General features: G+C 42.4%; 18 protein-coding genes. 16 read left to right on the top strand and 2 right to left on the bottom strand.

Features of this window, described 5'->3' with window-relative positions; translation table 11 throughout:
* Positions 1-54 precede the first annotated feature (54 nt).
* From ABIE26_RS10390 to ABIE26_RS10340, 11 genes are all read left to right on the top strand, one after another.
* A complete protein-coding gene (locus ABIE26_RS10390) occupies positions 55-1,146 on the top strand; it encodes a thioredoxin family protein (RefSeq protein ID WP_310143353.1) in 1,092 nt (363 codons plus the stop codon).
* Between the two features lie 6 nt (positions 1,147-1,152).
* Complete coding sequence (locus ABIE26_RS10385) at positions 1,153-2,052, top strand: S1 family peptidase (RefSeq protein ID WP_310143354.1); 900 nt, start codon at positions 1,153-1,155, stop codon at positions 2,050-2,052.
* A gap of 147 nt (positions 2,053-2,199) precedes the next feature.
* The gene (locus ABIE26_RS10380; RefSeq protein ID WP_310143355.1) at positions 2,200-2,799 is read left to right on the top strand and encodes an RNA polymerase sigma factor; all 600 of its coding nucleotides are present in this window, start codon (positions 2,200-2,202) and stop codon (positions 2,797-2,799) included.
* Between the two features lie 102 nt (positions 2,800-2,901).
* The gene (locus tag ABIE26_RS10375; protein ID WP_310143356.1) at positions 2,902-4,062 is read left to right on the top strand and encodes a FecR family protein; all 1,161 of its coding nucleotides are present in this window, start codon (positions 2,902-2,904) and stop codon (positions 4,060-4,062) included.
* Between the two features lie 227 nt (positions 4,063-4,289).
* Positions 4,290-7,841 (top strand): SusC/RagA family TonB-linked outer membrane protein, encoded by a 3,552-nt coding sequence (locus ABIE26_RS10370; RefSeq protein ID WP_310143358.1) that lies wholly within the window; start codon positions 4,290-4,292, stop codon positions 7,839-7,841.
* 8 nt (positions 7,842-7,849) lie between these two features.
* On the top strand, positions 7,850-9,364 hold the full coding sequence (locus ABIE26_RS10365; RefSeq protein WP_310143361.1) for a RagB/SusD family nutrient uptake outer membrane protein: 1,515 nt from the start codon (positions 7,850-7,852) through the stop codon (positions 9,362-9,364).
* Between the two features lie 25 nt (positions 9,365-9,389).
* Positions 9,390-10,328, top strand: coding sequence for a hypothetical protein (locus tag ABIE26_RS10360; protein WP_310143364.1), 939 nt, complete (start codon positions 9,390-9,392; stop codon positions 10,326-10,328).
* A gap of 16 nt (positions 10,329-10,344) precedes the next feature.
* Positions 10,345-12,789 (top strand): zinc-dependent metalloprotease, encoded by a 2,445-nt coding sequence (locus tag ABIE26_RS10355; protein ID WP_310143366.1) that lies wholly within the window; start codon positions 10,345-10,347, stop codon positions 12,787-12,789.
* A gap of 6 nt (positions 12,790-12,795) precedes the next feature.
* On the top strand, positions 12,796-15,201 hold the full coding sequence (locus ABIE26_RS10350) for a zinc-dependent metalloprotease (RefSeq protein ID WP_310143367.1): 2,406 nt from the start codon (positions 12,796-12,798) through the stop codon (positions 15,199-15,201).
* Between the two features lie 4 nt (positions 15,202-15,205).
* On the top strand, positions 15,206-16,327 hold the full coding sequence (locus ABIE26_RS10345) for a thioredoxin family protein (protein WP_310143368.1): 1,122 nt from the start codon (positions 15,206-15,208) through the stop codon (positions 16,325-16,327).
* Complete coding sequence (locus ABIE26_RS10340; RefSeq protein ID WP_310143369.1) at positions 16,320-18,527, top strand: S9 family peptidase; 2,208 nt, start codon at positions 16,320-16,322, stop codon at positions 18,525-18,527. Before ABIE26_RS10345 ends, ABIE26_RS10340 begins: the two co-directional genes overlap by 8 nt.
* A gap of 307 nt (positions 18,528-18,834) precedes the next feature.
* On the opposite strand, the gene ABIE26_RS10335 is transcribed toward ABIE26_RS10340, so the two are convergent.
* Positions 18,835-19,488, bottom strand: a complete 654-nt coding sequence (locus ABIE26_RS10335; protein WP_310143370.1) for a hypothetical protein — start codon at positions 19,486-19,488, stop codon at positions 18,835-18,837.
* 299 nt (positions 19,489-19,787) lie between these two features.
* Here ABIE26_RS10335 and ABIE26_RS10330 point away from each other — a divergent pair, with 299 nt between their 5' ends.
* A complete protein-coding gene (locus ABIE26_RS10330; RefSeq protein WP_310143372.1) occupies positions 19,788-19,979 on the top strand; it encodes a hypothetical protein in 192 nt (63 codons plus the stop codon).
* A gap of 508 nt (positions 19,980-20,487) precedes the next feature.
* On the top strand, positions 20,488-21,492 hold the full coding sequence (locus ABIE26_RS10325; RefSeq protein WP_310143374.1) for a hypothetical protein: 1,005 nt from the start codon (positions 20,488-20,490) through the stop codon (positions 21,490-21,492).
* Positions 21,493-21,515: 23 nt separating this feature from the next.
* Here the strand turns inward: ABIE26_RS10325 and ABIE26_RS10320 are convergent, their stop codons facing one another.
* Positions 21,516-22,655, bottom strand: a complete 1,140-nt coding sequence (locus tag ABIE26_RS10320; protein ID WP_310143376.1) for a hypothetical protein — start codon at positions 22,653-22,655, stop codon at positions 21,516-21,518.
* A gap of 151 nt (positions 22,656-22,806) precedes the next feature.
* On the opposite strand from ABIE26_RS10320, the gene ABIE26_RS10315 reads away from it, so the two are divergent.
* From ABIE26_RS10315 to ABIE26_RS10305, 3 genes are all read left to right on the top strand, one after another.
* Positions 22,807-23,343 carry a GNAT family N-acetyltransferase gene (locus ABIE26_RS10315; RefSeq protein WP_310143378.1) on the top strand — a complete coding sequence of 179 codons (537 nt, stop codon included), beginning with the start codon at positions 22,807-22,809 and terminating at the stop codon, positions 23,341-23,343.
* Between the two features lie 186 nt (positions 23,344-23,529).
* Positions 23,530-24,150 carry an RNA polymerase sigma factor gene (locus tag ABIE26_RS10310; protein ID WP_310143382.1) on the top strand — a complete coding sequence of 207 codons (621 nt, stop codon included), beginning with the start codon at positions 23,530-23,532 and terminating at the stop codon, positions 24,148-24,150.
* Positions 24,151-24,202: 52 nt separating this feature from the next.
* Positions 24,203-25,111, top strand: a complete 909-nt coding sequence (locus ABIE26_RS10305) for a FecR family protein (RefSeq protein ID WP_310143385.1) — start codon at positions 24,203-24,205, stop codon at positions 25,109-25,111.
* Positions 25,112-25,194: the final 83 nt, after the last annotated feature.

Below are 25,194 nucleotides of genomic sequence, written 5' to 3'. Positions count from 1 at the left end.
TGGGATAAATAAACTCATGGTGGCTTCCTAGCCGTTAGAAACAAACATATACTGATGAAAAAACTGATCAAAACTGTAATTTTTGGACTGGCCTTATTTTTTAGCCAGCAAATTTTAGCACAGGGCATTAATTTTGAAGCCATAACGCTCAAAGAAGCGATGGCAAAAGCTTCAGATCCGGCAAATAAGAGACTTATTTTAATGGATTGTTATACGACCTGGTGCATTCCTTGTGTACAAATGGCCCGAGAAGAATTTCCTAAAAAAATAGCGGGCGATTACTTTAACCCAAAATTTGTTTCTGTGAAGTTTGACATGGAAAAAGGAGAAGGGAAGGAACTGGCCAAGAAATACGGTGTCAAAGCGTATCCTACCTTTTTGCTTTTAGATGCCCAGGGAAATGAACTAAATAGGGTAGTAGGTAAAGCTACAGCCGAAGAGTTTATTGAGAAGGTGAAAACGGCCCTCGATCCTAAAAATTCAGTGCAAGGTATAAAAGCTGCTTATGAGGCCAATAAGAGCTTTACTACCGGTAAGCCCTACGCGCTGGCCCTTTATCAGAATGCTAAAGACCCATCTCCGGTGCTCGACGAGCTTTTTAATAGTTCAATGGATTATGAGCGTTTTAGCCCTGATTATCTTGAACTTGCATTGGGAACAGTAAAGTTTGGCAGTCCATTTTTCCGAAAACTGATGATGTACAAGTCGAACCTGGATCTGGCTATGGGTACTGAGGTCATCAACAGGATCATATTTGATAAAGTGCGTAAAGACATGTATTGTATTGCCATGGAAAATGGGGCAAAATACAGTGTATTTTATACACCAGAAGAAGTTGAAGATGTTGCTTACACTGTAGGATTATTGAAATTGAGACCAGACATGGTTGAAAGGCACATCATTAATGCAGCTTTGTATGTTAGTAAGAAGGACATTGACGGACTGATTGCCTATTACAACCGATATATCTGGAACATCCCCTCCAACGATGTGTTTAGGGGAATCTTAGACGGCGTCCTTTCCCGTCAGGCTGATAAAGCTACCGAAAGTCAAAAACAAGCCATTAAGGCCTTCTTCGAAAAATCAGGTAAGTTTTTTGAGAAAGAAGGTAAGAGAAACCTGTCTATGGCAGAATTAATCAAATAAATGAAAATGAAAAATTTCTCCAGCACCAGGTTTGTCAAGATCCTGGTGCTTTCCATAAGCTTGTCGCTGGTATCAAGCCTTTCCATTGCACAAAGCTTTACCAACGATGCGAAATTGCAGGAACGTTATCAGAAATCCATTGATTCAGTTTTGGCTAAAACCAACACTATTTCAGCAGAGGAGAGCCAAAAATCGCTTTTGGACACACTTAACAAAGTCAATCTCAATCTGGTTAAACCTTCAAAAAAAAAATTAGTGCCCAGCGATATATATGAGTATGTTAAACGTGCGACGGTAATTACTGCCTGCGCCTATTTATGCCCGAGATGCAGCCATACGCATTTGAGCGAATCTTCGGGTTACCTTATAGACGCTAAAGGCATTATGGTTACCAATTATCATGTGATGGCACAATACGCCTTCATGAAAGATGGCAATAAACCTGTAGGTTTTTTTGCCAGACTGGCCGATGGGCGGACGTATGCAGTTAAAGCGATATTGGCTGCATCTAAAAAAAATGATCTGGCTGTTCTGCAACTGGAAACCAACGGTGCAGCGAATTTACCGGTCTTACCTTTAGCGCATTCGGCAAAGGTTGGCGACCATGTCTATGTAGTAGGGCATCCTAAAGGAATGCATTATTTCTTTTCACAGGGTAATGTGACCAACAAATACTTTGAAAATGCCGGAGATCCCAATAATAAGTTTTTCCGGGAAATGATGACTATTTCTGCAGATTATGCAACTGGTTCCAGTGGTGGTCCGGTAGTAGATGTACATGGCAATGTTGTTGGAACAGTTTCCAATACGAACATGTTGATGCACAGCGATGCCAATCCGAGTGTACAAATGGTAGTAAAAAATACAGTACCAGTAGAATCTTTGTGGAAGCTGATCAGTAAATAAAGAAATGACATTAACAAAATCGGCATGTGGACACACCCGGTCGGCCATATGTCTCCGGATGGAGGGTATGCCTTTTTTCCTGTTAAAAATGAAGAAACGTCAATAAATAATTAACTTAGGTGCCTGGAACCCGAAATAACAAAACAAATGTTAACAGGCAGGAACTTATCGGAACAAGAACTTATCGGGCGCTTACAGGCCGGAGATGAGGCCGCCTTTAATGCTTTGTACCAGTTGCACAGCAAAATGCTGTTTAACAATATCTTCCACCTGGTTAAAGACCGCGAAGTGGCAAAGGAGCTGCTACAGGACCTTTATATGAAAATATGGGAAAACCGTGCCGGGTTAGATAAAGAAAAATCTTTTAAATCGTACCTCTTTACTATAGCTACACATAGGGTATACGACTATTTCAGAAGGGTTTCCTTAGATAAACGTATGAAGGTACACTTGATTGCCCTGGCCTCTGAAAGTTACCTGCGGACTGATGATACGCTGCAGTTAAAGGAGGTCAATGATGGGATTATGACCGCGATAAATTCTCTGCCGCCGCAGAGCAGGGCAGTGTATAAACTAGGCAAACTGGAAGGGAAAAGCCACGAAGAGATCAGCGCGGTTTTAGGTATTTCCGTTTCCACGGTAAATAACCATATGGTTAAAGCGAACAAAGCAGTAAAAGCCTTTTTGCTTAAAAACACTAAGATGGCACTTTTGCTGATCAGCTATGCACTGGTGAATCATAAATAGAAAATTATTTGATTGATTATCAGTTTCTTGTATATTTTCTTTAAAAGTGACTAGTTGTTAAAATCTTTCTATCCGTATTAGCTTCATCTTACACAGGAAAAAATGGGGCAACCAAAGGATTTATTGCAAAGGTTCAGAAACAATGAATGTACTTCTGATGAGATAGAGGATTTACTGCAGCAGTTTGCAGTGGGTAAGGATGTGCATTTGTTAAAGGAACAGATAGCAGAAAATTTGCTGCTGGAATACAGGGAAACTGAAGATACAGCAGCGGAGGCAAATACTCAGTCAGTAAGCGAAGTGTATGCACGGTTGTACAAGGATATCACAAAACAAGGTTCAGTTGTTCCATTACCGTCTGGAAGGGTAATTAATTACCGCGCCCTGATGGGCGTTGCGGCGGCCATTTTTGCCGTTGCTTTTGGCCTTTGGTTCTTTATTGCTCCCGGCCATCCCGAAAAACAAATTGTACCGGGTAAAAATACAGCAGTGCTTACGCTTAGTAATGGTACAGCTATAAATTTAAGTGAGTCCAAAAGCGGCATTGTTGTAAATGCAGGCCAGGTTAAGTATAACGATGGGTCTTACCTGTTGGCAGATGGGCTTTCTACGAAAAGCGCCGAAGGTGCCAGGAGTTTTACTTTGAAGACGCCACGTGGGGGTACTTACCAGGTGCGTTTGCCTGATGGAACAGATGTCTGGCTAAATGCCGCTTCAAGTTTAAGCTATAGTGCCGGTCTTAAGGAGCAGGGCGCAAGAAGGGTTAAGCTGGAAGGCGAGGGCTACTTTGAAGTAGCAAAAGATAAAAAACATCCTTTTATTGTAGAAAGTTCCGGCCAGAAGGTAGAGGTTTTGGGCACACATTTTAATGTTAAGAATTATAAAGACGAACCAGGTGCACGTACCACCTTGCTGGAGGGCAGTGTAAAAGTGATATCAGGTTCAGATGTTAAAACTTTAGTTCCGGGGCAGCAGGCAAGAATTACAGGAAATGTGATTAAGGTGTTTGCTGTAAATGCGAGCGATGTAGTGGCCTGGAAGAATGGGAACTTTCAATTTAGTGAGGAAAATATCCAAACGGTGATGCTTGCCATAAGCCGGTGGTATGACGTTGAGGTTATTTACCAGGGGCCTGTTACAAAGGAGAGTTTTGGAGGCGAAATTTCGAGAGCTAAACCAATTACAGAAGTTTTGGCTTCGCTAGAGGAAACCGGAAGCGTACATTTTAAAATTGAGGGAAGGAGGGTGTTTGTTATGCCGTAATTTTACTTAATAACGCCCGGTAAATACAAACCGGGAGTGAGTCGAAGCACTCCCGGCTAAAGAATGGGCCAAACTATAGCTTAAATCGTTTAAATCAACTAAATCACTAACCCAAACTTACATGCAGGTGCTTTTAAGCATGGTGCATGCTTTTCAAATATATGAAATATTACAAATTATTAAAGGATAGGCCATTGGCATGTCCCTTAAGCCTTATAGTCCGAATAATGAAACTTACATTTATTCTGCTTCTGGTGTTTGTTTTGCAGTTAAAAGCAAACAGTTTTGGCCAGGTTGTAACGATTTCCAGAACCAATGCCAGTCTTATAGAGATTTTTAAAGAGATCAGAACCCAGACTGGTTACGATTTTGTTTACACCTCATCGCAAATCAAAAATGCCAACCCGGTTAGTATCCACGTTAAAGAAGCCAACCTTAAAGATGTGCTCGCACTTTGTTTTAAAGGGCAGCCGCTAAACTATGCTTTAAAAAACAAAATGATTGTTGTAAAGCAAAGGCCTGAAGGGGATACTGCTGATGCAACTAAAAACACCAAACCCATGGCCAGACTGGTAACAGGAACAGTGCGTGATAAAGATAAAAGGCCTATTCCGGGGGTAAATGTGTTGTCAAAAGAATTGAATGTAAGAACAACGACTGATAAAGAGGGGCGTTACAGGATCGATGTAGCAGATCAGGCGCCTGCCACACTGGTGTTCTCTTACATAGGGATGGTAACCCGGGAGATTATTTATAAAGGTGAGCCGGTGCTTGATGTGACTTTGCAGGAGTCTGTAAAGGAAATGGAAGAAATGGTGATCACGGGTTACCAGATTTTAAAAAAGAGCGATGTTGTAGGTTCTACGGCAACGATAAATGCCAAGGACTTGTATCTGAATGGGGTTAACACACTTGAGCAGGCCCTTCAGGGTAAAATAGCAGGTTTGGTGGTTACCAATACCAGCGGTTTAACCGGTACAAAGCAGTCGGTTCGCGTTAGGGGAACATCTACCCTGGCTGGCTCACAGGAGCCAATATGGGTGGTAGATGGGGTGATACAGGAAGAACCATTGCCATTTAAGGCGCAGGAACTGAATGTAAACGGTGACATCACTTCCGACAATTTTGATGTGATCCGGAACTTCGTTGGCAATTCTATACGTTGGTTGAATCCGATGGATATAGAAGACATTACCGTATTGAAAGATGCTTCTGCTACGGCAATATATGGCATCAGGGCTGGTAATGGGGTAATCGTCATCACCACAAAAAAAGGAAGGGTTGGGCCGCCGGCCATCAGTTATTCAACAAACTTTAGTGCAACAGAAAAAGTAACTGCCAACAAACTTAACCTAATGAACTCTAAAGAGCGGGTAGCTGTGTCACGTGAAATTTTTACGAGTGGGCTCACTTCTACTTTTGTGAACAGTACCATTGGGTATGCTGGTGCGTTAAACGATTACCTTTATAAAAAAACCATCACTGCCGATGAGTTCAATGCGCGTGTAGCCGACATGGAGACAGCCAATACAGACTGGTTTGACCTGCTTTATCGCGTTCCTATCAGTACCGGACATAACTTAAGTATCTCCGGCGGAAACTCAACTACACGTTATTACAGTTCATTAGGCTATAACAATGCGGTTGGAACTGCCAGAGGAAATAACACTACCGGAATTACGGGTAATTTTTCTATAGGCGCACAGCTCTCGCCGAGATTCAATATCGATGCAAGGTTATCGGCCTCTAAAAATACAACCAGCGGATTTTACCAGATGGATACTTATAACTACGCCAAAAACACCAATAGGGCCATTAGAGCGTATAATCCGGATGGAAGCCTGAGTTTTTATCCAAATGCCTCTGGTTACAATTACAATGTGCTTAACGAACGTGACAATACGGGCAATTCCAATAAAGTATTATCTGCAAATACCAGTATCAATTTAAACTACAAGGTGATTGAAGGCCTGGCTTTGCAAAGTTTATTTAGTTACAACAGCACTTCTACTGTCGGGGAATCGTATGCTACAGAACGGTCTGAGTACATTGCCAGGGAGTACCGCTTCAATAACTACGGTTCATTTAAGCCTAATGAAGCCGGTTATAAACAAAGTAAATTGCCAGTTGGCGGGGAATATAACCTGAGCCAGGCCAATAGTAATGTTTGGAGCTGGAGAAACAGCATCTCCTATAATAAACTTTTTGGTAAAAAACATTCCATATCCCTGATGTTTGGACATGAGCTTAACAGCACTAAATATGTTGGCTACTCCAATACCACTTTAGGCTACCTGAGAGACCGGGGCAAATCATTCGCAACGCTACCGGCTACTACAATCCAGGCAGGTAATGTAACCCAGGTAAGCGATTACCCGACCAAGTTTACGGCAAAAATAACTGATCGGCTTGCCAACACCATGGGGCTGTATTTCACTTCAAGTTACAGCTACGACAGCCGCTATGTGATGAACTTTAGCGTTCGTAATGACCGCTCCAACCGTTTCGGCCAGTTTGCCAACGAAAAATTCAACCCCGTATGGGCTGGTGGTTTAAAATGGAATGTGGCCAACGAACCGTGGTTTGAAAAAACTTACTGGTTATCAAACCTAAGCCTGAGCGGAACTTTTGGTTACCAGAGAAACATTGCTACCAATGTGAGCCCGGATTTGATTGTTAAGATCCCAACTGGTGCTTTGTCAAGCAGCATAGAGGCAAATACCGGAGATAATTTATTAACTATTGGTAGTCTGCCCTATGGCGATTTACGTTGGGAACAAAATGCAAGCATGAACCTTGGTCTTGATTTTGGTCTTTTTAACAATAAAATAGCCGGTTCATTTCAGTACTACAACAAACGCGGAAGGGAACTTGTAACCAGTTTAGCCGTACCCCTGGAATATGGGGTTACGAATATGCTCGTGAATGGTGGGGCCATGCGTAACGAAGGTTACGAGGTCTCGGCCAGTTTTGTTCCGGTACGCACAAAGGATTTTACCTGGAATGTAACCCTCAATACCTCAAAAAATTTAAATACCGTTACCAAGGTCAGCCCGCAACTCGTTAACTGGAGAACTGCCGTTAGTGGTACCCTAAATGTTGTTGGCCGGCCGGCCTCCGGTTTCTATGCCTTCAGATATTTGGGTATTGACCCTGCAAATGGGTACCCTAAATTTGATTTGTCTGTTGATCCGGATGCAAACCCTAAAGATCCCACTTCCTATATGACTTATGCCGGAAAGTTTGATCCGGATTTCACATCAGGGTTAGGGCTTAGTTTTCGGTACAAAATGTTAAGTCTAAGCTCGAGCTTTTACCTGCAGATGGGCGGTAAGAAATTCCTTGCCCCGCTGTACAACCTCACGAACAACCTTCCTACAGAGTACCAGAATTTGTCACGTCAGTTGCTCGACAGATGGACACCGGCCAATACCAGTGGCAGCGTTCCGGCATTACCCGACAGTTCTGTGCCTTTTGTCACTTTGCCGGGCAGGGCAGGCCTTGGAGGTATTGCACCTACAGTATTTGACATGTACAATTTCAGTACGGAGCGTTTAGTGAGTGCATCAACGCTGCGTTGCAACAACATCAGCCTCAGTTATACGCTGCCGGCCTCGCTCATCAAAAGATTGAAATCAAAAAATATCTATATGGGGGCGGGCGTTAGCAATGTTTTCGCTATCAACAGCAAAGATTTTCGGGGCTTGGACCCTGAGGTCGCTACTGGCCAGCAACCCAGAACAAGAACATATACCCTTAATCTAAACTTAAGTTTATAATGAAAGATATGAAAAGACTTATGATATTTTCCCTTGTTTTACTGACAGCAGTATTGGGAAGTTGCAAAAAGTTTCTTGCGGAGTATAGCCAGGATGAGATGAGACCCTCAACCACGGAAGACTTGGCGGCAATCATGTATAGTGAGGCCTATCCTTATAGTGGAAGTTTTGACAATCTGGACTTATTAACAGATGACGTGCAAAGCAATGGCCTGGCTAATTCGGCAGGTGTGCCGGTTGCCGCGTACGTTACTCCCCTGGAAAACGGAACCCCGCAGTTTACTTTTAATCCAATGATGTTTGATGCCAATAACACCATTCCAAAAGGGGCTAACCTTTACGAGACTTATTATTCCAAGATTAAAGGTTGCAACGTGGTAATGGATAATCTTGACAAGGTTTCCGGTTCAGAACAAACAAAAAATGCTATTCTTGGCCAATGCCTGTTCCTGCGTGCATTTTATCATTTTAGGCTGGTCTTATTGTATAGTTTACCTTATACCGCTCCTGGTGTAGATCCTGATCGTAGCCTTGGTATACCCCTGATCCTGACCAGCCAGGTAAGGGATGGGGGAATTGTCCGTCCGACGCTGAAACAAACCTATGACCAGATTGAACAGGATTTACTCAGGGCCGCAACGTTGTTGAAAGCGAATTACATGCAAACCAGTAATTTCCGTGCGGGCGCGCCCGCAGTGCATGCTTGTCTTACCCGGTTTTATTTGCTGAGGAACCTGGAAACAGATCTGGACAAAGTGATTGAGTATGCCGGCAAAACTTTTGAAGACCGCAGCAGTTTAACTCCGCTTACTACCTTCTTCACCTCAGCAAACTCAATTTCGGGCACTGGAATATACGATGGTGCCAATACGGAAGTGCTCTGGGTATACGGTGGTAACTCCAGAACAGACTTTACGTACTTTGCCGCATTAACCGGCGGTGCCGTGCCGCCTTTTGCAGTGTCGTCAAATCTGACATCAACCTACGAACAAGGGCCTAATACATCCAATTATGGAGACCTGAGGTATCAGATGTACTTTACCAAATATACAAACGGCGGAAATGTGCCCTATGCCAGTGCCAAATCAACAGCCAATGCCGCTGGTTCGGGTAGTAAAGGCTTTCGCCTTGCAGAGGTTTATTTAAACCGGGCAGAAGCACTGATCAGGCGCTTCATCAAAACGGGAAATGTTGCAGATCGTACGCAGGCACTTGTTGATTTGAATTACCTGAGAGTGAACCGTTATGACACCCGGAATACACCTTATGTTCCGGTTAACATCCAGGAAGGCAATGCACTGTTTACCTTCTACCAGCAGGAACGCAGACGTGAACTGGCTCTTGAGGACGGATTCAGATGGCAGGATATACGCAGATGGGCAATTCCTGTAACGCATAATTATAAAGGGGCAGATGGTCAGAGTACAGTCTATAATCTGCCGGCCAATAGCCCGTTGTATGCGCTGCCGATACCATTCAATGCCCTGATAAATAATCCTGACCTCGAGCAAAACCCGAGATAACATCATTAACTTAAATCTGAATACAATGAAACGACATATTACAGGCCTCCTTGTTCTCAGCGTAACACTTACTTTCATCTCCTGCAAAAAATCGGAAGAGGCATTAACGCCTTCAGGTTCCGACGAAACCTACAAGGTACCACAGGGAAATAATGATTACGATCAGACAATAGTAGATTACTATAATAAATATGGAACCTATATGCTTTACCAGTTTACAGACAAGGATGTTTACTGGACACCTACCGGCTGGAAAAAGCCATTGTTGGTTAGCGGAAGCTGGACAGCTGGTGTAGAGACAGAAGGGGCCGACCCGGCTTACATTAATGCGCAACTGAACCTGATTAAAAATAAATGGTTTGGCTTTTATACCGATAAGTTCCTTAAAAAGTTCTTGCCGGTAAAGATCATGCTTTGCAAAAAAGTAGATTCAGTAGGAAATACCCTCATTTTTACCCCCGTGTTTACAACCGTAAAGTCGACTAAAAAAGTGGCGGCCAACTACAATTATGATAACATACAGCTCAATTATGGCGACGCAACGGTAAACTCCATGACTGCTGCTGAGCAACGGCTTTTTATTTATAAGACAAACCTCATTTTCATGCAGAGCATTTACGCAAGGGGATTAAGCGCGCCCACTTCCGAATTTGCGAACAGTGCAGATTACAATACTGCGATGACCACCTATGCCCAGGCTTACGGAAAAGGCATCATCATAGGCTATTCCGGCATTTCTGCGCAGTTAGACTGGAATGCCTATATCACGGCTATGGTTACCTATTCTACGGTCCAGCTCAATGCCTCAGTAGCCAATACGGATAGTACTCCTGCCGGCATACTTAATGCTACAAAAGATCCTTCCGGTCAGATCAAAAAACGGTACAATATTGTCCGGAATTATTTTATCAATGAATACGGTGTGGATCTGCAGGTTATCGGCAATGCCACAAGAGGCCTATAAATACCAACAACATAACATGAAAGTGATCAAATTCTTTTTATTCAGTTTATACGTTTTAGTTGCGGCTGTGCCTGGTGTACGGGCACAGTCAGAAACAAAGGTGCCAGACATCGGCACCTTTGTTAAACCAACAGCAAAGACCTACAAGGGGATGTTTAATGTTTACCAGCAGGATAATAAATACTACCTGGAAATCCCTGATCAGTTGCTGGGCAGGGATATTTTGACCAGTATTACCATTATCAGTGGATCGGCACAACGTAAAAGAAATCCTGCGATGCGTTATGGTTATGCGGGAGATGCCGTAAACGACCGGGTGATCCGGTTTACCAAAGGATTAAAGGGAAAGCTAAATCTGCTCATTCCCGAATACCTGCAGGCATCCGATACCACGGGTATGTACTTTAATGTGGTCCAATCCAGGTTAATGCCAAGTTTGTTAGCCTTTGATATTGTAGCGGCAGGAAGCGCAAGTTCGGTTATCGACATTACCGCCATGTTTGCCGGAGACAATGATTTTTTTTCTCTGAAAGGGGCTGCGGTCGAATTAAAATTAGGCGCCTATGAACCGCAGAAATCGAAAATCCTTGGCTTGCGGGCGTTCGACAACAATATCGTATTCCGATCAATAAAGAGCTATGCCGAGGGCACCGCAACACCGGGGGCAGCTCCGGCTCCGGGAACAACACCTAAACAACCCGAATCCAATCCTACCATGTGGGAAGTAGGGGCTTCCTGGTTTTTATTGCCAGAAGTGCCTATGGCGCATCGTTATGGGGATAAAAGGGTTGGCTACTTCCTTACCGGCCTGAAAAATTACGATTTTAACCCTGAAGAAAATGAGTTTATTAGCCTGGCCAACCGCTGGCGTATTGAACCTAAGCCCGAAGACCTGCAACGTTTTAAAAATGGCGAACTTGTTGAACCCGCCAAGCCCATCGTATTTTACATTGACCGGAATACGCCGGCCTACCTGGTCCCTTATTTCATTGAGGGCGTAAATGCCTGGCGCAAAAGCTTTGAAAAAATCGGCTTTAAAAATGCGATTACAGGTAAATTGGCTCCTACTGCTGCAGAAGATCCAGAATACAGTATGGAAGATGCGCGGTATTCCCTTATCTCGTATAAGCCTTCAGAAATGGCCAATGCCTATGGCCCACAAATTGTTGACCCCCGTTCAGGAGAAATCATCAGTTCGCATATTGCGGTTTTTCACAATATACAGGATTTGCTCCAGCGCTGGTATTTTTCTATGTGTGCGGTTACCGATCCTGCGGCGCGTAAATTGCCCATGAGCCAATCGTTAATGGGGACCCTGATGAAAAATGTAATTACCCATGAGGTGGGCCACACCCTGGGCCTCAGGCATAATTTTATAGGAAGTGCTTCTTATTCGGTGGACAGTATTCGTAAGCGGGATTTTGTGCGCAGGCACAGTTTTGGCCCTTCTATTATGGACTATATGCGGTACAACTACGTGGCACAGCCCCAGGACAAAATGGAGGCGGCAGATCTGCAGCCGATGGTGGGCGTATATGATGATTTTGCGATAGAATGGGGATACAGGTACTTACCCGGAAAATCCCCAAAGGATATCGCTAATGAGCTGAGCCTTTGGGTTTCCGAAAAAAGAAAGGATCCCAGGTTTTTGTACGTAGACGAGGGTGAAAAGCACGATCCAAGAGTACAAAGCGAAGATGTTGGTGATAACAGCATGAGGGCCAATGCGCTTGGGGTTGAAAACCTGAAGAAAACCATGGCCAGCCTGAAGAGCTGGGGTGAAGCGGAAGACGATGATTATTATACCTTAAAGTCTATGTACCGTGCGGTAAAAGGCAGGTACTATCAATATTTGCAACACGTAGTTAAGAACATTGGTGGCGTTTCTATTGATAATCCTTTGCGCAGTGAAGATAGAAGTAACTATACACCCGTAAGCCGTGCCCAACAAAAAGAGGCTATGGCCTATTTGATCGAATATATGTTTACCGAGCCAAAATGGTTGTATCCGGAGGATATTATGCTGAAGACGAATGCCAGCTTTGAAAGAGAAGTGGAGGATGGCTACAACGACCTGCTGGGCAAGATTACTGCAAAATACTATCAAATGGTTAATGCCGAGAATATCTCTGGCAGCAAAGGCTACAGTGCAAATGAATTTTTAACCGATATGCAGCAGGCCATTTTTAAAAAACTGGACGATGGGCAGCCCATATCCCGGTACGACCGAATGCTGCAGCGTACGTTTTTAAACAGTTTGCTGATGCATGCGTTCAAACCTGCTACTTTTCCTAACAATATTGCCTTTACGATGACCAAAATACTTGATCTCACTGCGAAACAGGCTGAAGAAGGCGCCAGAAAACAAACTGATTTTCTTTCCAAAAGCCACCTGGTTTCGTTAACAGACATTATCAAAGTATGGAATACCGGAGTAACTGATGCTTACCTAACCAAATAAACTACAATGACGAAATACATATTTTTTATAGTGCTGGCCGGTTTGTTGGCCAGCAATGGTTCCCATGCGCAGTTGCCTGCGAAAACTGATAAAGCTGTAACTACACCAACAGTTGAAAGCGCACCAGCGGATGAACCAAAGCCTTTCGATAAATTTTTTAAGCCTGCTATGAAGGTTACGCCTGGCGTTTTCCCTGTTTACCAGGATGGCAATAAATACTTCCTGGAGCTTTCAGCAGCCCTGTTAAACAGCGATGTACTGATTCTCGGCGATGTAGCCCGTGGCTATGCCAGTAACATTTCACGTTCTTCGGGCGTGGTCCGTTTTAGCCTGGGCAGTGGCAACGTACTTAATGTAACCAGGGCAGTTTACAAAGAGGCCAGTTCGCCCGACTTTAACGGGGGGATTGAAGAACTTGTACAAAAGTCTAACCTGGAGCCGGTGAGTTTTGTGGTCCCTATTATTGCATTGGGAAAAACAAAAGGCAGTTACCTGGTAGACATTACCAAACAACTGATGGACGGTGGTGATTTTTTCTCTTTTAAAGAGGTGAGCAGTCTGAGCAGCCCGGACCCTTCGCGCTCGAGTGTACAAAAGGTGACTGCTGCCGGTGATGCCGTGGTGTTCAGTGTGCTTCGTACCCAAACCGTACCCGGACAAAGCGTTAATGGCAGCAAACCTATTGATAGGGCAATGGCCTATGTACTGAACCTGGTGATACAGCGCCTGCCTTCCAGGCCAATGCCCGTGCGTGAGGCAGATGCGAGGATTGGCTTTAACAATGTCAATTACAATGATTTTGGAAAAAGCCCTTACGGGGTAAGAAATGTAAAGGTTATTACCAAATGGAACCTTGAACCTAAAAGTGCTGATTACAAAAAATATGCTTCAGGAAAATTGGTAGATCCTTTAAAACCAATTCAGGTATTTATCGATCCTGCAACACCTACTGTTTTTGTCCCTTACCTTAAAAAAGCCGTTGAGCAATGGAATGTAGCTTTCCGCGCTGCGGGATTCAGCAATGCGCTGGTTATAGCTTCCGGTAATCAGGAAAACTGGTTGTCATATGGTAAAATTCTCATTAACTGGGGTAATGCATCGAGGGGAACAGTGACCAATACGGTTGTTGACCCCAGAACAGGGGAGATCCTGGCAGGAAAGATAAATATAGATGTGAACGTTAGCGATGAGCTTTTGGCCTCTTATTTTGCGAAATGTGGTTTTAAAGACCCCCGGATCATGAAAGACCTGTACAATCCTGAAGTGAGGGGAGAAATTATGGAATGGAAAGTAGCGCAGGGGCTAGGTGAACTGCTGGGAATGGTACCCAACCTTAGGGGTAGTGCTGCCTATACGATTAGCCAGCTCCGTTCTGGCAGTTGGCTCAATGCGCACAGCATCAGCGCTTCTGTAACCGACGATACCCAGTTTAATTTTGTTGTACAACCAGAAGACCAGGTAGAAACAAGAAATTTGATGCCCCGGGTGTCAGTTTACGATAAAATGGCCATTGGCTGGGGCTATCGTATTTTTTCTGATCGCCTGGCAGAAAAAAAGGCGACGGGTGCATTGAAAATTAACAATGCGGAGCTGCTATTTCTGGATGAAAACAACAGCGATCCTTTTACCCGAAAGGGCGACTTATCTAACGATCATTTAGCGGCCTCGGAATTGGGAATGAAAAATATTCAGCGCTATTACCCCCAACTGGAGCAGCTCACAGCGGCTATGGCGGGCGGAGACGAAGAGTGGAAAAAGTTTAAGCTGATTGCTAAGGCGTACCAAATCAGCTACCAGTTATATACCGATAATGTGCTGAGCTATATTGGCGGTAAATCTGTACGTCCGGTACTTCGGAATTACAACGAACAAGGTACTGTTTATACCCCTAAAGCAGATCAGAAAAAGGCAATGCTATTGTTGAATACCTGGCTTTTTGAAGGTGCACCGGACTGGATGCAAAGCAAAAGAATGAACCTGCTGAACGAGGAGTCGGAAACCATTAAAATGGGCAAAAGCGCTCAGGACGCTTTACGGAAATTTATTACTCCTGAGTTGCTCAACAACCTGATCCAGGCAGAATATGCGCTGGGCAAAGCAGCTTATACGGTAAGTGACCTTTTTGATGACATTGATCATTATATTTTCAGGGATTTTAACACCACCGAACCAGTAAACGATACCAGAATGCTGCTGCAGATGAATTTTATTTATGATCTCACTGCTGCTGTGAAGAAAAATGACATTACCGCCGGGCTAAGCGAATCCAGCCAGGTGCTGCATTTGTATTTCATCAGGACCATGAAACAGCTGGGGGAGCTGGCGGCGAAGCATCAGGACGCAGCAGCGCGGGAAAAGTACCAGATGATCAAACAGAAAATTGAACGTGATTTCGGTCAGAAAGTAAGCTAGAACTATGAAAAAAATGATATTGGCGGCTGCACTACTGTGGTGCAGCGTGTCTTATGCGCAAAACAGATCAATAAACTTTGAAACCACATCCCTAAAAGAGGCCTTTAAACTGGCTAAGGAGCGTGGTAAAATGATCTTTGTTGACTGTTACACTGTATGGTGTGTACCTTGTAAAGGGATGGAAAAACTGGTATTTAGCCAGGACAGTGTGGCCGATTTTTTTAACAGCCATTTCATCAATGTTAAGCTTGATATGGAAAAGGGGGAGGGGCCTGCGGCATTGAAAACTTATAGTATAGGTGCCTTTCCTACCTATCTGCTATTTGATAGAGAGGGGAAAGAAATATATAAGTTTGTTGGGGGGATGCCAGCCAATGAGTTTATGGCAAAGATCAGAATAGGTATGAACCCTGAAAATGAAGCAGCTACAAGAGAAAAACGTTATGCAGCCGGAGACAGGGACCATGCGCTGTTAAGAGGCCTCATAGTGCAGAGATTCAGGCAGAAAGATGCAGCGGCGGGGACGGCACTTGCCAGGGAATACTACAACATGCTTAGCCCGGCAGAAAAGACCAGGCCAGAAAACTGGTTTTTGTTTGGAGAAGGTTATGATTCCAGGTATATGTCTGAAATTGGAAGCATCAACTTTAATTACCTGTTAGAAAATTACGCGGCATTTGTAGCTGCCAATGGAAAGGAAAAGGTAGATGCCAAAATCAATTATGTGTTTACCTGGCTGGCAAAGAATTGCCTGGCCTCCTATTATTTTAAGAATCACCCTTTCGATCGTGCAGAGTTTGAAAAATTTAAGCAACAAATTCAATCCAGCCAGGTTCCGGGCAAAAAAGAATTACTGGTGCTGGTTGATATTGCGATAGGCGCGGGCGAAAAGAATCCAGGAAAAGTAGGGAAACTACTGGCGCGTTATGTTGATGGCTTTTCTGCCCAAAGCCAGAGTGTAGTGATAGACTATACCAGTTTTTGTACTGCGCTGGGCCGCAGTTACCCCTATATTCAAGAAATTTCCCAAAAAATTAAAAAGACTTCAAAAAATGACATTCTGATCAGATTCTGTGAAGATTATGCAAGCCGTGTTGTCGCAAAAAAGAATGGCAAAAATGAATAGGTTAATGCTACTTGCAGGTGTACTGTTACCCTTCTCGATATGGGCACAGACTCCCGACTTTCAGGCTGCAGATCGTTTTGATGCGCCTAATCTGCAAAAGCAGATCGGCACCCAGCAGATCATCCCTTTTTATCTAAAAAAATCGAATGCATTCTGGTTTCGGGTGGATAGGCCGGAAGCAGGCCCTGAGTATTATTTAGTTGAACCGTTTAAAAAGAAAAAGACCCAATTGTTTGACAAAAAGGCTATAGCCGGGCAGTTGGAAAAAATTATCCAGAAAGCCCCCGAACAGTCTGCCATTGTTTACAAGCCTGAGTTTTCTGAAGATGAACAATCTGTGGAGGTGGCCTATAAAGGAAAAATTTACGGGTATGCGTACCTTGATAAAAAACTGTTTGTGCAGCCAAAAAAGCAAGTTCAGAAACGCCGGGTGTACCATACCGGCAACATGTCGCGCGATAAAAAGTGGTTACTGTATGCCCGTCACCATAATTTATACCTGAAAAGCATGACCGACTCTTCGGAACGTGCCTTATCTTCTGATGGTGCTGCTTACCACTCCTTTTCCATCAATGAAGAAGATGAGTTTTCCAAAGTCAACTCTGCAACGGATGCTGTCTGGACACCTGATTCCAAAGCTTTTTACATATTACGGAAAGATACCCGAAAAGTGCAGACCATGACCGTTATCAGTTCTGTTAGCAGTACCATCAGGCCCTATGTTAACAACTATAAATATGAACTTCCCGGCGATGAATACGTGACGCAGTACGAACTTTTTCTGGGAAGTCCTGAAGCCAGCGGTTTAACTAAGGTAAATATCCAGCGCTGGCCAGACCAGGAAGTAGAAATTTTACCCAACCAGACGAGCAATAAGGAAATTTTTCTTTTGCGAAAAAAGCGAAGCAGGGATGAAATGGAACTTTGTGCAGTCAATATCAGCACTGGCTTGCTGCGCGTAGTGATCCATGAATTGAGTAAGCCTATGATCAACCGGGACCTTTTTCAGGTTTACCTGGTTAATGCTGGGAAGGATATCCTCTGGTGGAGTGACCGTACTGGCTGGGGGCAATACTATCATTACGACCAGACAGGCCGTCTGTTAAATGCCATTACAAAAGGGAACTGGACTGCAGGGAAGGTAATGGCAATTGATACGGCCAGGCGAACAATGTTTTTCTACGGTTACGGAAAGGAAAAGGAGCGGAATCCCAATTATGCTTTTTTATATAAGGCCGGGTTTGATGGCGGAAACCCGGAGCTGCTGACTCCGGATAATGCCAATCATAACGTATCATTCTCTCCATTTAAAGATTATTTTCTAGATCAATATTCCAGAATTGATCTGGAACCTGTAAGCGTGCTGCGGAGCAGGAACGGTAAACTTCTGCAGGAAATCTACAGGCCAGAATTTGGTCGGTTATACGCCTACGGCTGGAAGCGGCCGGAGATGTTTACTGTAAAGGCTAAAGATGGCGTAACCGATCTTTACGGGTTGATGTGGAAGCCTTTTAACTTTGATCCTGCTAAGAAATATCCGATCATTTCCCAGGTATATCCTGGACCTTTTACAGAAACAGTATGGAATGATTTCACGGTAACAGACCGGTACAATAATACCTCATTGGCACAGGTCGGATTTATTGTAGTAGTTATGGGCCATCGGGGAAGTTCACCTTACCGGAACGCCGAATACTACAAATTTGGACATGGCAACTTGCGGGATTATGCGCTGGAAGATGATAAATATGGACTGGAACAGCTTGGCGCACGTTATCACTTCATAGACTTGAACAGAGTGGGTATTTTCGGCCATTCGGGAGGTGGGATGATGTCTGCAGCGGCTATATGCACCTATCCTGACTTTTATAAGGTTGCTGTTTCTTCGTCGGGTAACCACGACAACAGGATCTATAACCGCACCTGGGCTGAAACTTACCAGGGTTTTGATGGGCCAGTTGCAATAAACCAGAGCCTGGCCAAAAACCTGAAAGGGCATTTGTTGCTGGTTACCGGAGAATCCGACCCGAATGTAAACCCTGCAGGAACTTACCGAATGGCAGATGCATTGATCAAAGCAAATAAGTATTTTGATTTACTGGTTTTGCCAGGGCAGAGCCATACTTACGAAGAACCCTATAAAACCTATTTTCAACGACGGCTCAGACGGTATTTTTCGACTTACCTTTTATCGTTATAAGTTTTTGGCTATCTATACACATATATTGTTCAACCAAATAATTGGGAATGTCTGTTTGAGAACTTACCGAAAGATATTTGCCTGCTAAAAACTATCTCATATCTATCGGGGCCACCTCAGCTGGTATTCCATAGCCAGGTTGCAGTAATAATTCACAAGAAGCTTACAAGGTTGTCGCACTAAAACTGAAAGCAATAACCTAACAAAATGAGCAGGCAGCGAAACTGCCTGCTGGAAAAAGCTTAACTTAATCATTAAACCGGTAACAGGATTTACAGATCAGTTTTTAAACCAATGAATGGAAATCCTAAAAGCGGATGGAAACCAGGTAGTTTTTAGTGAGGTCGACAACAGGTTTTTGCTGGTTCATTGCTTTTTTGGCAAAGCCTTTGGCCGCCGCTGGTGTAACATTACCAGCAATGGTCAATACGGTTTGTGCAGGATTGCTGATTTCTGCATAATACGCGTTTACATCAGCAAGGGTTAATTTAGCTATACTGCCTTCGTTAACCGCTTCTGGGAAATACTTATCCTGTGCGTTGATGTGTGCCATAACATTTGCTTTTGCTATATCAAGATCTGCCTGGTCAAATGTTGGGGCATTAATATAGGCATACATGGTTTGCAAAGCAGTTTCAAAATTGTTGCTATGCGTTGCAAGGTTAATGCCTTTGTGGCTATAGCTTAAGCCGGCATTTAGGGCGGTTAATTGCTGGTTTAATAAAGCGGTGAAAACTTCCTGAACGGTAGCTTTTGCAGGTGTGTAAGCATTAGCTGCCTCAAAGCTAAGGTTTGCAAATACTTTAGGAGTGCCTTCGTTGTGCGCAATAATAATGGTAGTTCCATTTTTTAAAGTATAGCTTACGGGGTTTTTCATGACCGAAGGTTGAGCATAGCCAAATGAGATGCCAAATACCATTGCAAGAGTGATTACAGTTGTGATTGTTTTTAAAGTGTTCATAATAAGGATGTTTTAAATTTTGTAATTTGATTAACGATGACCCAAAACTATGGCGATGGGCCAGACCCTGAAATGAAGAATAGGCAGAAAGGCAAATTGGCCCGATAAAAAGGAAGATGCGGACTGTGAGAAATTTGGCTAAATTGATAAAGTGAATAAAAAGAGCTGAAGGCTGGTTAGCCCCTTCAACCGTCTGATCTCTCCTTTAATTTCAACGGACAACCAGAGTGGAAACGCTGGAAAGATAGCGAGGTAGGAAAACACTGGTAAATAATCTCTATCTTCGATTAGCCAATGTTATGCAAGATTATTATAAACTACATGCTGATGAACTTCAGTACTTTAAAAAAGAAGTACGAAAAGCTTTTGCTGCTATCTGCAACGACTTCGGCTTAAGGGAAGAAAAGGTGATCCTGACGGATACAGATAATTTATTTCAGGTAACGCCGAATCTGCTATTACAGATAAGATATGAGGAAAACTGTATTTAGGTTTTGGCTGGTTAATCTTCTGCTCATTATTGTGCTGTTTATGCTGTACAGAGTTGTTATTGCTGAATTACAGCCTGCTGATACCACGCTTTTGGAAAGGTTTTTTAATATAATGGACATATTGCTGAACCTTGGTTTTTCATTGATCTATCTTGTTGTAATGGTTGCTGGTTCTTTCTCTGTTTTTCTAAATCTAATTGAAAAGATTAGGCATAGTTATTTTTTGTCTTTTTTAACGTTTTCAGGAATTCCGTTATTTTGCGTTGTTTTTTTGGCTGTAAATGTTTCGATAGATATTTACCGATATAATCTTGCACCTGCTCCACTAATAACACTGTTGTGCTTCTCCATTACTTATTTAGTATGCGCTGTTATAACATTTTTAATATTCAGAAAAAAAGTAAAATTATAAACCTTTTCAACTGTAAATTGCTAACTATAAACCATTAAACAAAGGTTTAAGTTAGCAATCTGGATATGCTTTTACTGAAAATACCGAACTATACCTATGAAACTAGAACTGATACAAAAGATTGATATACCTTTTAATGAAGACAGGCAATATTACCGGCTGATGCTGCTGAAGAGCGGGACAGTAGTTGCCCTTTATTCGGATGAAAATGAGGGATGTTATTACCTGGACTGGTTTACGAATTCCGATCTTGTACAGATCCGGATAGCTGATTTTACTTATGATGTGTTTGATCCTCCGGCACTGTTTCAGTTTTCCGGTTATGTTGGAATATATGCCAGTTCCGGGAATATACTCTTGCTCTTTACAGAAGAAGAGAAATCTAAACCGATTAAGATTTTTATTTCCAATCAGCTTCCCGCTATTCAATATCCTGGATTTAAAAAAGAGTTGAGCAATTATGTTTATGCGGGCAGTACGGATTCAAATACCATTCCTTTCCTGTTGAAAGATAGCGGTTTGCTACCGGTTTATTTTGCCCAGCTGGAGATTGATGTAGCAGCGCATTCAGCAATATGGACAAAGCTGAACTACTGGAACAATAGCCAGAAGATCGTTGCCGACAAGAATATATTGGAAAAACCGGCCAAAAAACCTTTTACAATCTTGCATACGTTGAATAAAAATAATCAAACCTATGTTTTTGGAATCGGGGACAGAGATGGTGGTTATCTTAAATATGGGATGGATTACTCCGATCTTTGCCTCCTGGATGGAGATGGAACAGTAAAAGATACCTTGTTTAGTCTGGGAAGAATTTATAAGGACAGTAAAAAAGGTGGGAAGGAATGCCTGTTCAGCTCTTCAGCGGAATATGCGATGCTTACGCCTGCTTTTAATTCTGATGACTGGAAAGGCCGCCAGAAGTTACTGGATATAAACAGCCGGGAGTTGATTGAAGTAGAATTGCCCAAAGGCCTGTCAGATTTTAAGATTATTGATCATCATCAGGACATTTTTTTGCTGATTGATGGGCTGAGAAACCAGATCATTACTGAGATGACGACTGTCATTTGCTGTCGTTTGAAGTCCAGTAACTAGTTAACTGAGTTAAATTGCTGTTTTTAGCTTTCAAATCGCGATTTAAACGGTTCTGTTGATGGAAGAATGTCGTTAAGAATTTCTAGCATAAAATCATAGGTTTTTACTTCGTATTTTAGTGTTTTACTTTCAATTTCAGAACACACAACATTGAAATTATTTTTATTTTCATATTCACATTTTTGATTTTTGGTTGTTACAAAAACAACATTATCCTTAATTTCTAATTGCTGAATTTCATAGTATTTCCAATCCGGAACAGCATCTACAATTACAAATTTTTCATCCACAATTTCGGGATGTGGAGCTAAATTATCACTACTTTGAAATCCTCCTGTTGCATCAAGTTCTTGTACAAGAGCAAGTATTCCAGAACCTTTAGTGAACATATTGATGATTTTGTTTTTTTTGTCGTAGTTCAGTGTTTTTAAATGAGTTAAAACACCTTTGCTCAGTTCTATCTCAATGTTGCAGAAATCGGGTTCGGGAAGATTTGTAAAAGGATTTTTTTGGCTTATACTCCAAATTGTTTTCAACAAAACTTTGTCAATGGCCTTTTGTGCTTTAAGGTTAATTGTTTTAAAAGCCCCTGCCGTAAGCACGTCAAATGATAGTTCCGAATAATCGTGATTGCTTTTTAAATTAAATATCGGAATACCATAAGTTTCTCCATACGGGTTTTCTACAAACTCAAAACAAGATTTCTTTTTCTTATATTCTAAAACAACACCACTGTTTGAAGTAGAACCAATGTATATTCTGAAAGTATCTAAAAAATGCGGATTGTGTTTTATGTGAAAAATATTTGTTTTTATGTTTTTAGCTTTAGCTTTTTCAAGCCCAAATTCAAAAGCAGTGCTTAAAATAAAATCTGTTAATTCAACCGTATATCCGTTGTAGATAAATCCCCAGAGAAATTCTGGATCTTCATTTTCTTCTTTGAAAGTAGATAGAGATTTAAAAATCCATTTTATGTTTTTGGAAATTTCTTTTTGCTGATGATTAGCTTTAGATAACAATTCCACATACTTATCTAAGTCCGCAGAACATTCTTCGATATTTTGATCAGTAAAATATCGTTCAGGTTCTTTTGTATTCTCGAGGTCTGAATACATTTGGCTTATTATCTTTTGTTTCTCGTTTTTTATGTTGTCAAAATTCATCGTTATCTTATTCAAGGACAGTATTTCTAAGGGAGTTGTCTTCTACTAACATAGGAAGAATTTTGGATGATATGGAGAGCAGGTATGTCAAAGTTGAAAAAGTCCTGTAAAGAGAAGGTTTAGAATTATAAATTTATCCCAAAGGAATTTGATGAATACGAACGAATATTTGATAAGAAGATCAAAAATTGAAGATCTTGATGGAATTTTTGATTTATACAAAACTGTTAGCAAGACAATCGGAGGTTTGGCCAGAGCAGAAAATGAAATTACAATGGATTACATTAGAGACTTCACTGAGAAGTCTTTGGAGCGGGGTGTCCAATTCGTCATGGTAGATGAACTTAATGATAACAGGATCGTTGCAGAAATCCACTGTTATAAATTAGCACCGGTTGTTTTTGGACATATTTTGGGTGAATTGACCATTTCAGTTGACTCACTTTATCAGGGAAAAGGTTTGGGAAGAAAACTTTTTCAGGCACTCCTTGATTTTGTATCAGCACATAGAAATGATATTCTTAGGGTTGAATTAATTGCGCGGGAATCTAATTCAAGAGCAATAAGTTTATATGAAAGCCTTGGATTTGTTAAAGAAGGAAGGATGCTGCACCGGATACGCTCAAATGCAGAGTTCTTTGAAGCAGATATTCCAATGGCCTGGTTTAATCCAAATTTCAACAAATAACTTATTAAAAGGGGAGAAGGTCTTATTCTTGCAATCCGGTAAGGAGTAAAAGCTGGCAGTGTCTTGTACAGAAATAGCTATACAGGCAAGCCGGATTTAAATGACCCGCTATTAACTCCGCACAACTTTAACATTAATCTCGCTTAATGTACAGTTTATAATGCGTGAATACATTTGTGTCAGATTATGAAAGAATTATCTGACAGGGATTTAATTGCGCTTCTCCACTTAAATGATCATGAGGCCTTCGCAGAACTGACGCGAAGGTATTGGCAGGATCTTTTTAAGCATGTCTGTTCAAAAATCAGAAATACTGAAGAAGCACAGGACATCATTCAGGAGATCTTTTTAAGTGTCTGGAAGAACCGCTCGGATATCCGTTGTGATGACCAGGGACGTCTGTCCTCCTACCTCTACAGATCGGCTAAATATGCTTCTATCAATTATTTCAGCAGATCGGGGATTGCACTTAGAGGTGTGGAGGTATTGGAAGAGATGCTCGCTTATCCTGCTGCTGTAAAGTCTGACGAAGGATTGTTAATGAAGGAATTACACCGTGTCGTCGATGCCGAATTGAGCGGCTTGCCTGACCGCTTGCAACTACCTTACCGACTTAGCCGGGAGCAACATTTATCCATCCGTGAAATTGCCCTGCGGTTATCGGTTTCAGAACAGACCGTAAAGAACAATATTACAGATGTCCTCAATAGGATCAGGTTCAGATTAGGTAAATACAATTCAGACCCAAATATCATTTTCATCATTGCATCACTTACTGTGCTGAGTAACTATGATTTGATGTTTTGATAACAATCTCTTAAAGTACTACCTGGCCTGTTCTGTGATGTGTAGTATAGGGATGGTAGAAAATAAAAGAGAAAAGGAACTCAAAAAAATCCTGAAGAGATATGTAAATGATCAGGCTAGCTCAACTGAGGTGGACGCTGTCAATCATTGGTACGACACACTTGAAGTTTCGAATCCGAACACACGGGATATAAGTCAAAGCCGAAAGCCAAAAGTAATACCGCTGCACATCTGGGCGCCGGCGGTCTGTATTTGCATGATGACTGTTTTTGCCGGCTGGTTTTACTTCAGCGCAGATCCGGTTCAGACAACAGAAAGGCTGATCCGCACCTCTGCTGCCGAACGTAAGGAAGTAACACTGACAGATGGGACGGTGGTGGTGCTGAATACCGGAACTGAATTGCTGGTTTCCGGAAATTATAATAATGAAGAAAGAAGAGTTGTTCTAAAAGGCGAGGCTTATTTCAGGGTAGCTAAAAATCCCCGCAAGCCATTTTTCATTCAATCCGGCCAGCTTTGTACGCAGGTATTGGGAACGTCTTTTAATATCAGTGCTTATCCCAGCAGGGAGAGGATAAAGGTTTCCGTGCTGACTGGCCTGGTGAGGGTGACGCAAACGAAGGACAAAGCAGAAATGGTGCTGGCAGACCATATGGTTGCCAACCAGACCATCAGCTTTTTTAAAAAGACAGGGAAATTTGAACGGAATACCGAGGATGCCATGCTGATCACTTCCTGGAAGGACAACAAGCTGTACATTGACAATGCTTCAATACCGGATATTGCCGAACAACTGAAAGGCTTCTATAACCTGGATGTGAAAGACCTTAGCTATGCCAACAGCGAGGACAGATATACCATTCGCTTCAACAAGGAATCTATGAAATCTGTATTAGAGATATTGACCCAGCTTACCAAAAGAGAGTTTGGTTATAGCAACAAACAAATCACCATTAAATAAGACGATATGTAAAAGAAAGGACAAAAAAACCGGATATGCGCTAACATCTCCGGTTTCAGGCGATGTGCTGTAGCAGCGCACCG

It is taken from the genome of Pedobacter africanus (assembly GCF_040548825.1).
Classification (GTDB): domain Bacteria; phylum Bacteroidota; class Bacteroidia; order Sphingobacteriales; family Sphingobacteriaceae; genus Pedobacter; species Pedobacter africanus_A.
Note: the sequence above shows the minus strand (reverse complement) of the source record. Positions and strands in the feature narration are given on the sequence as shown.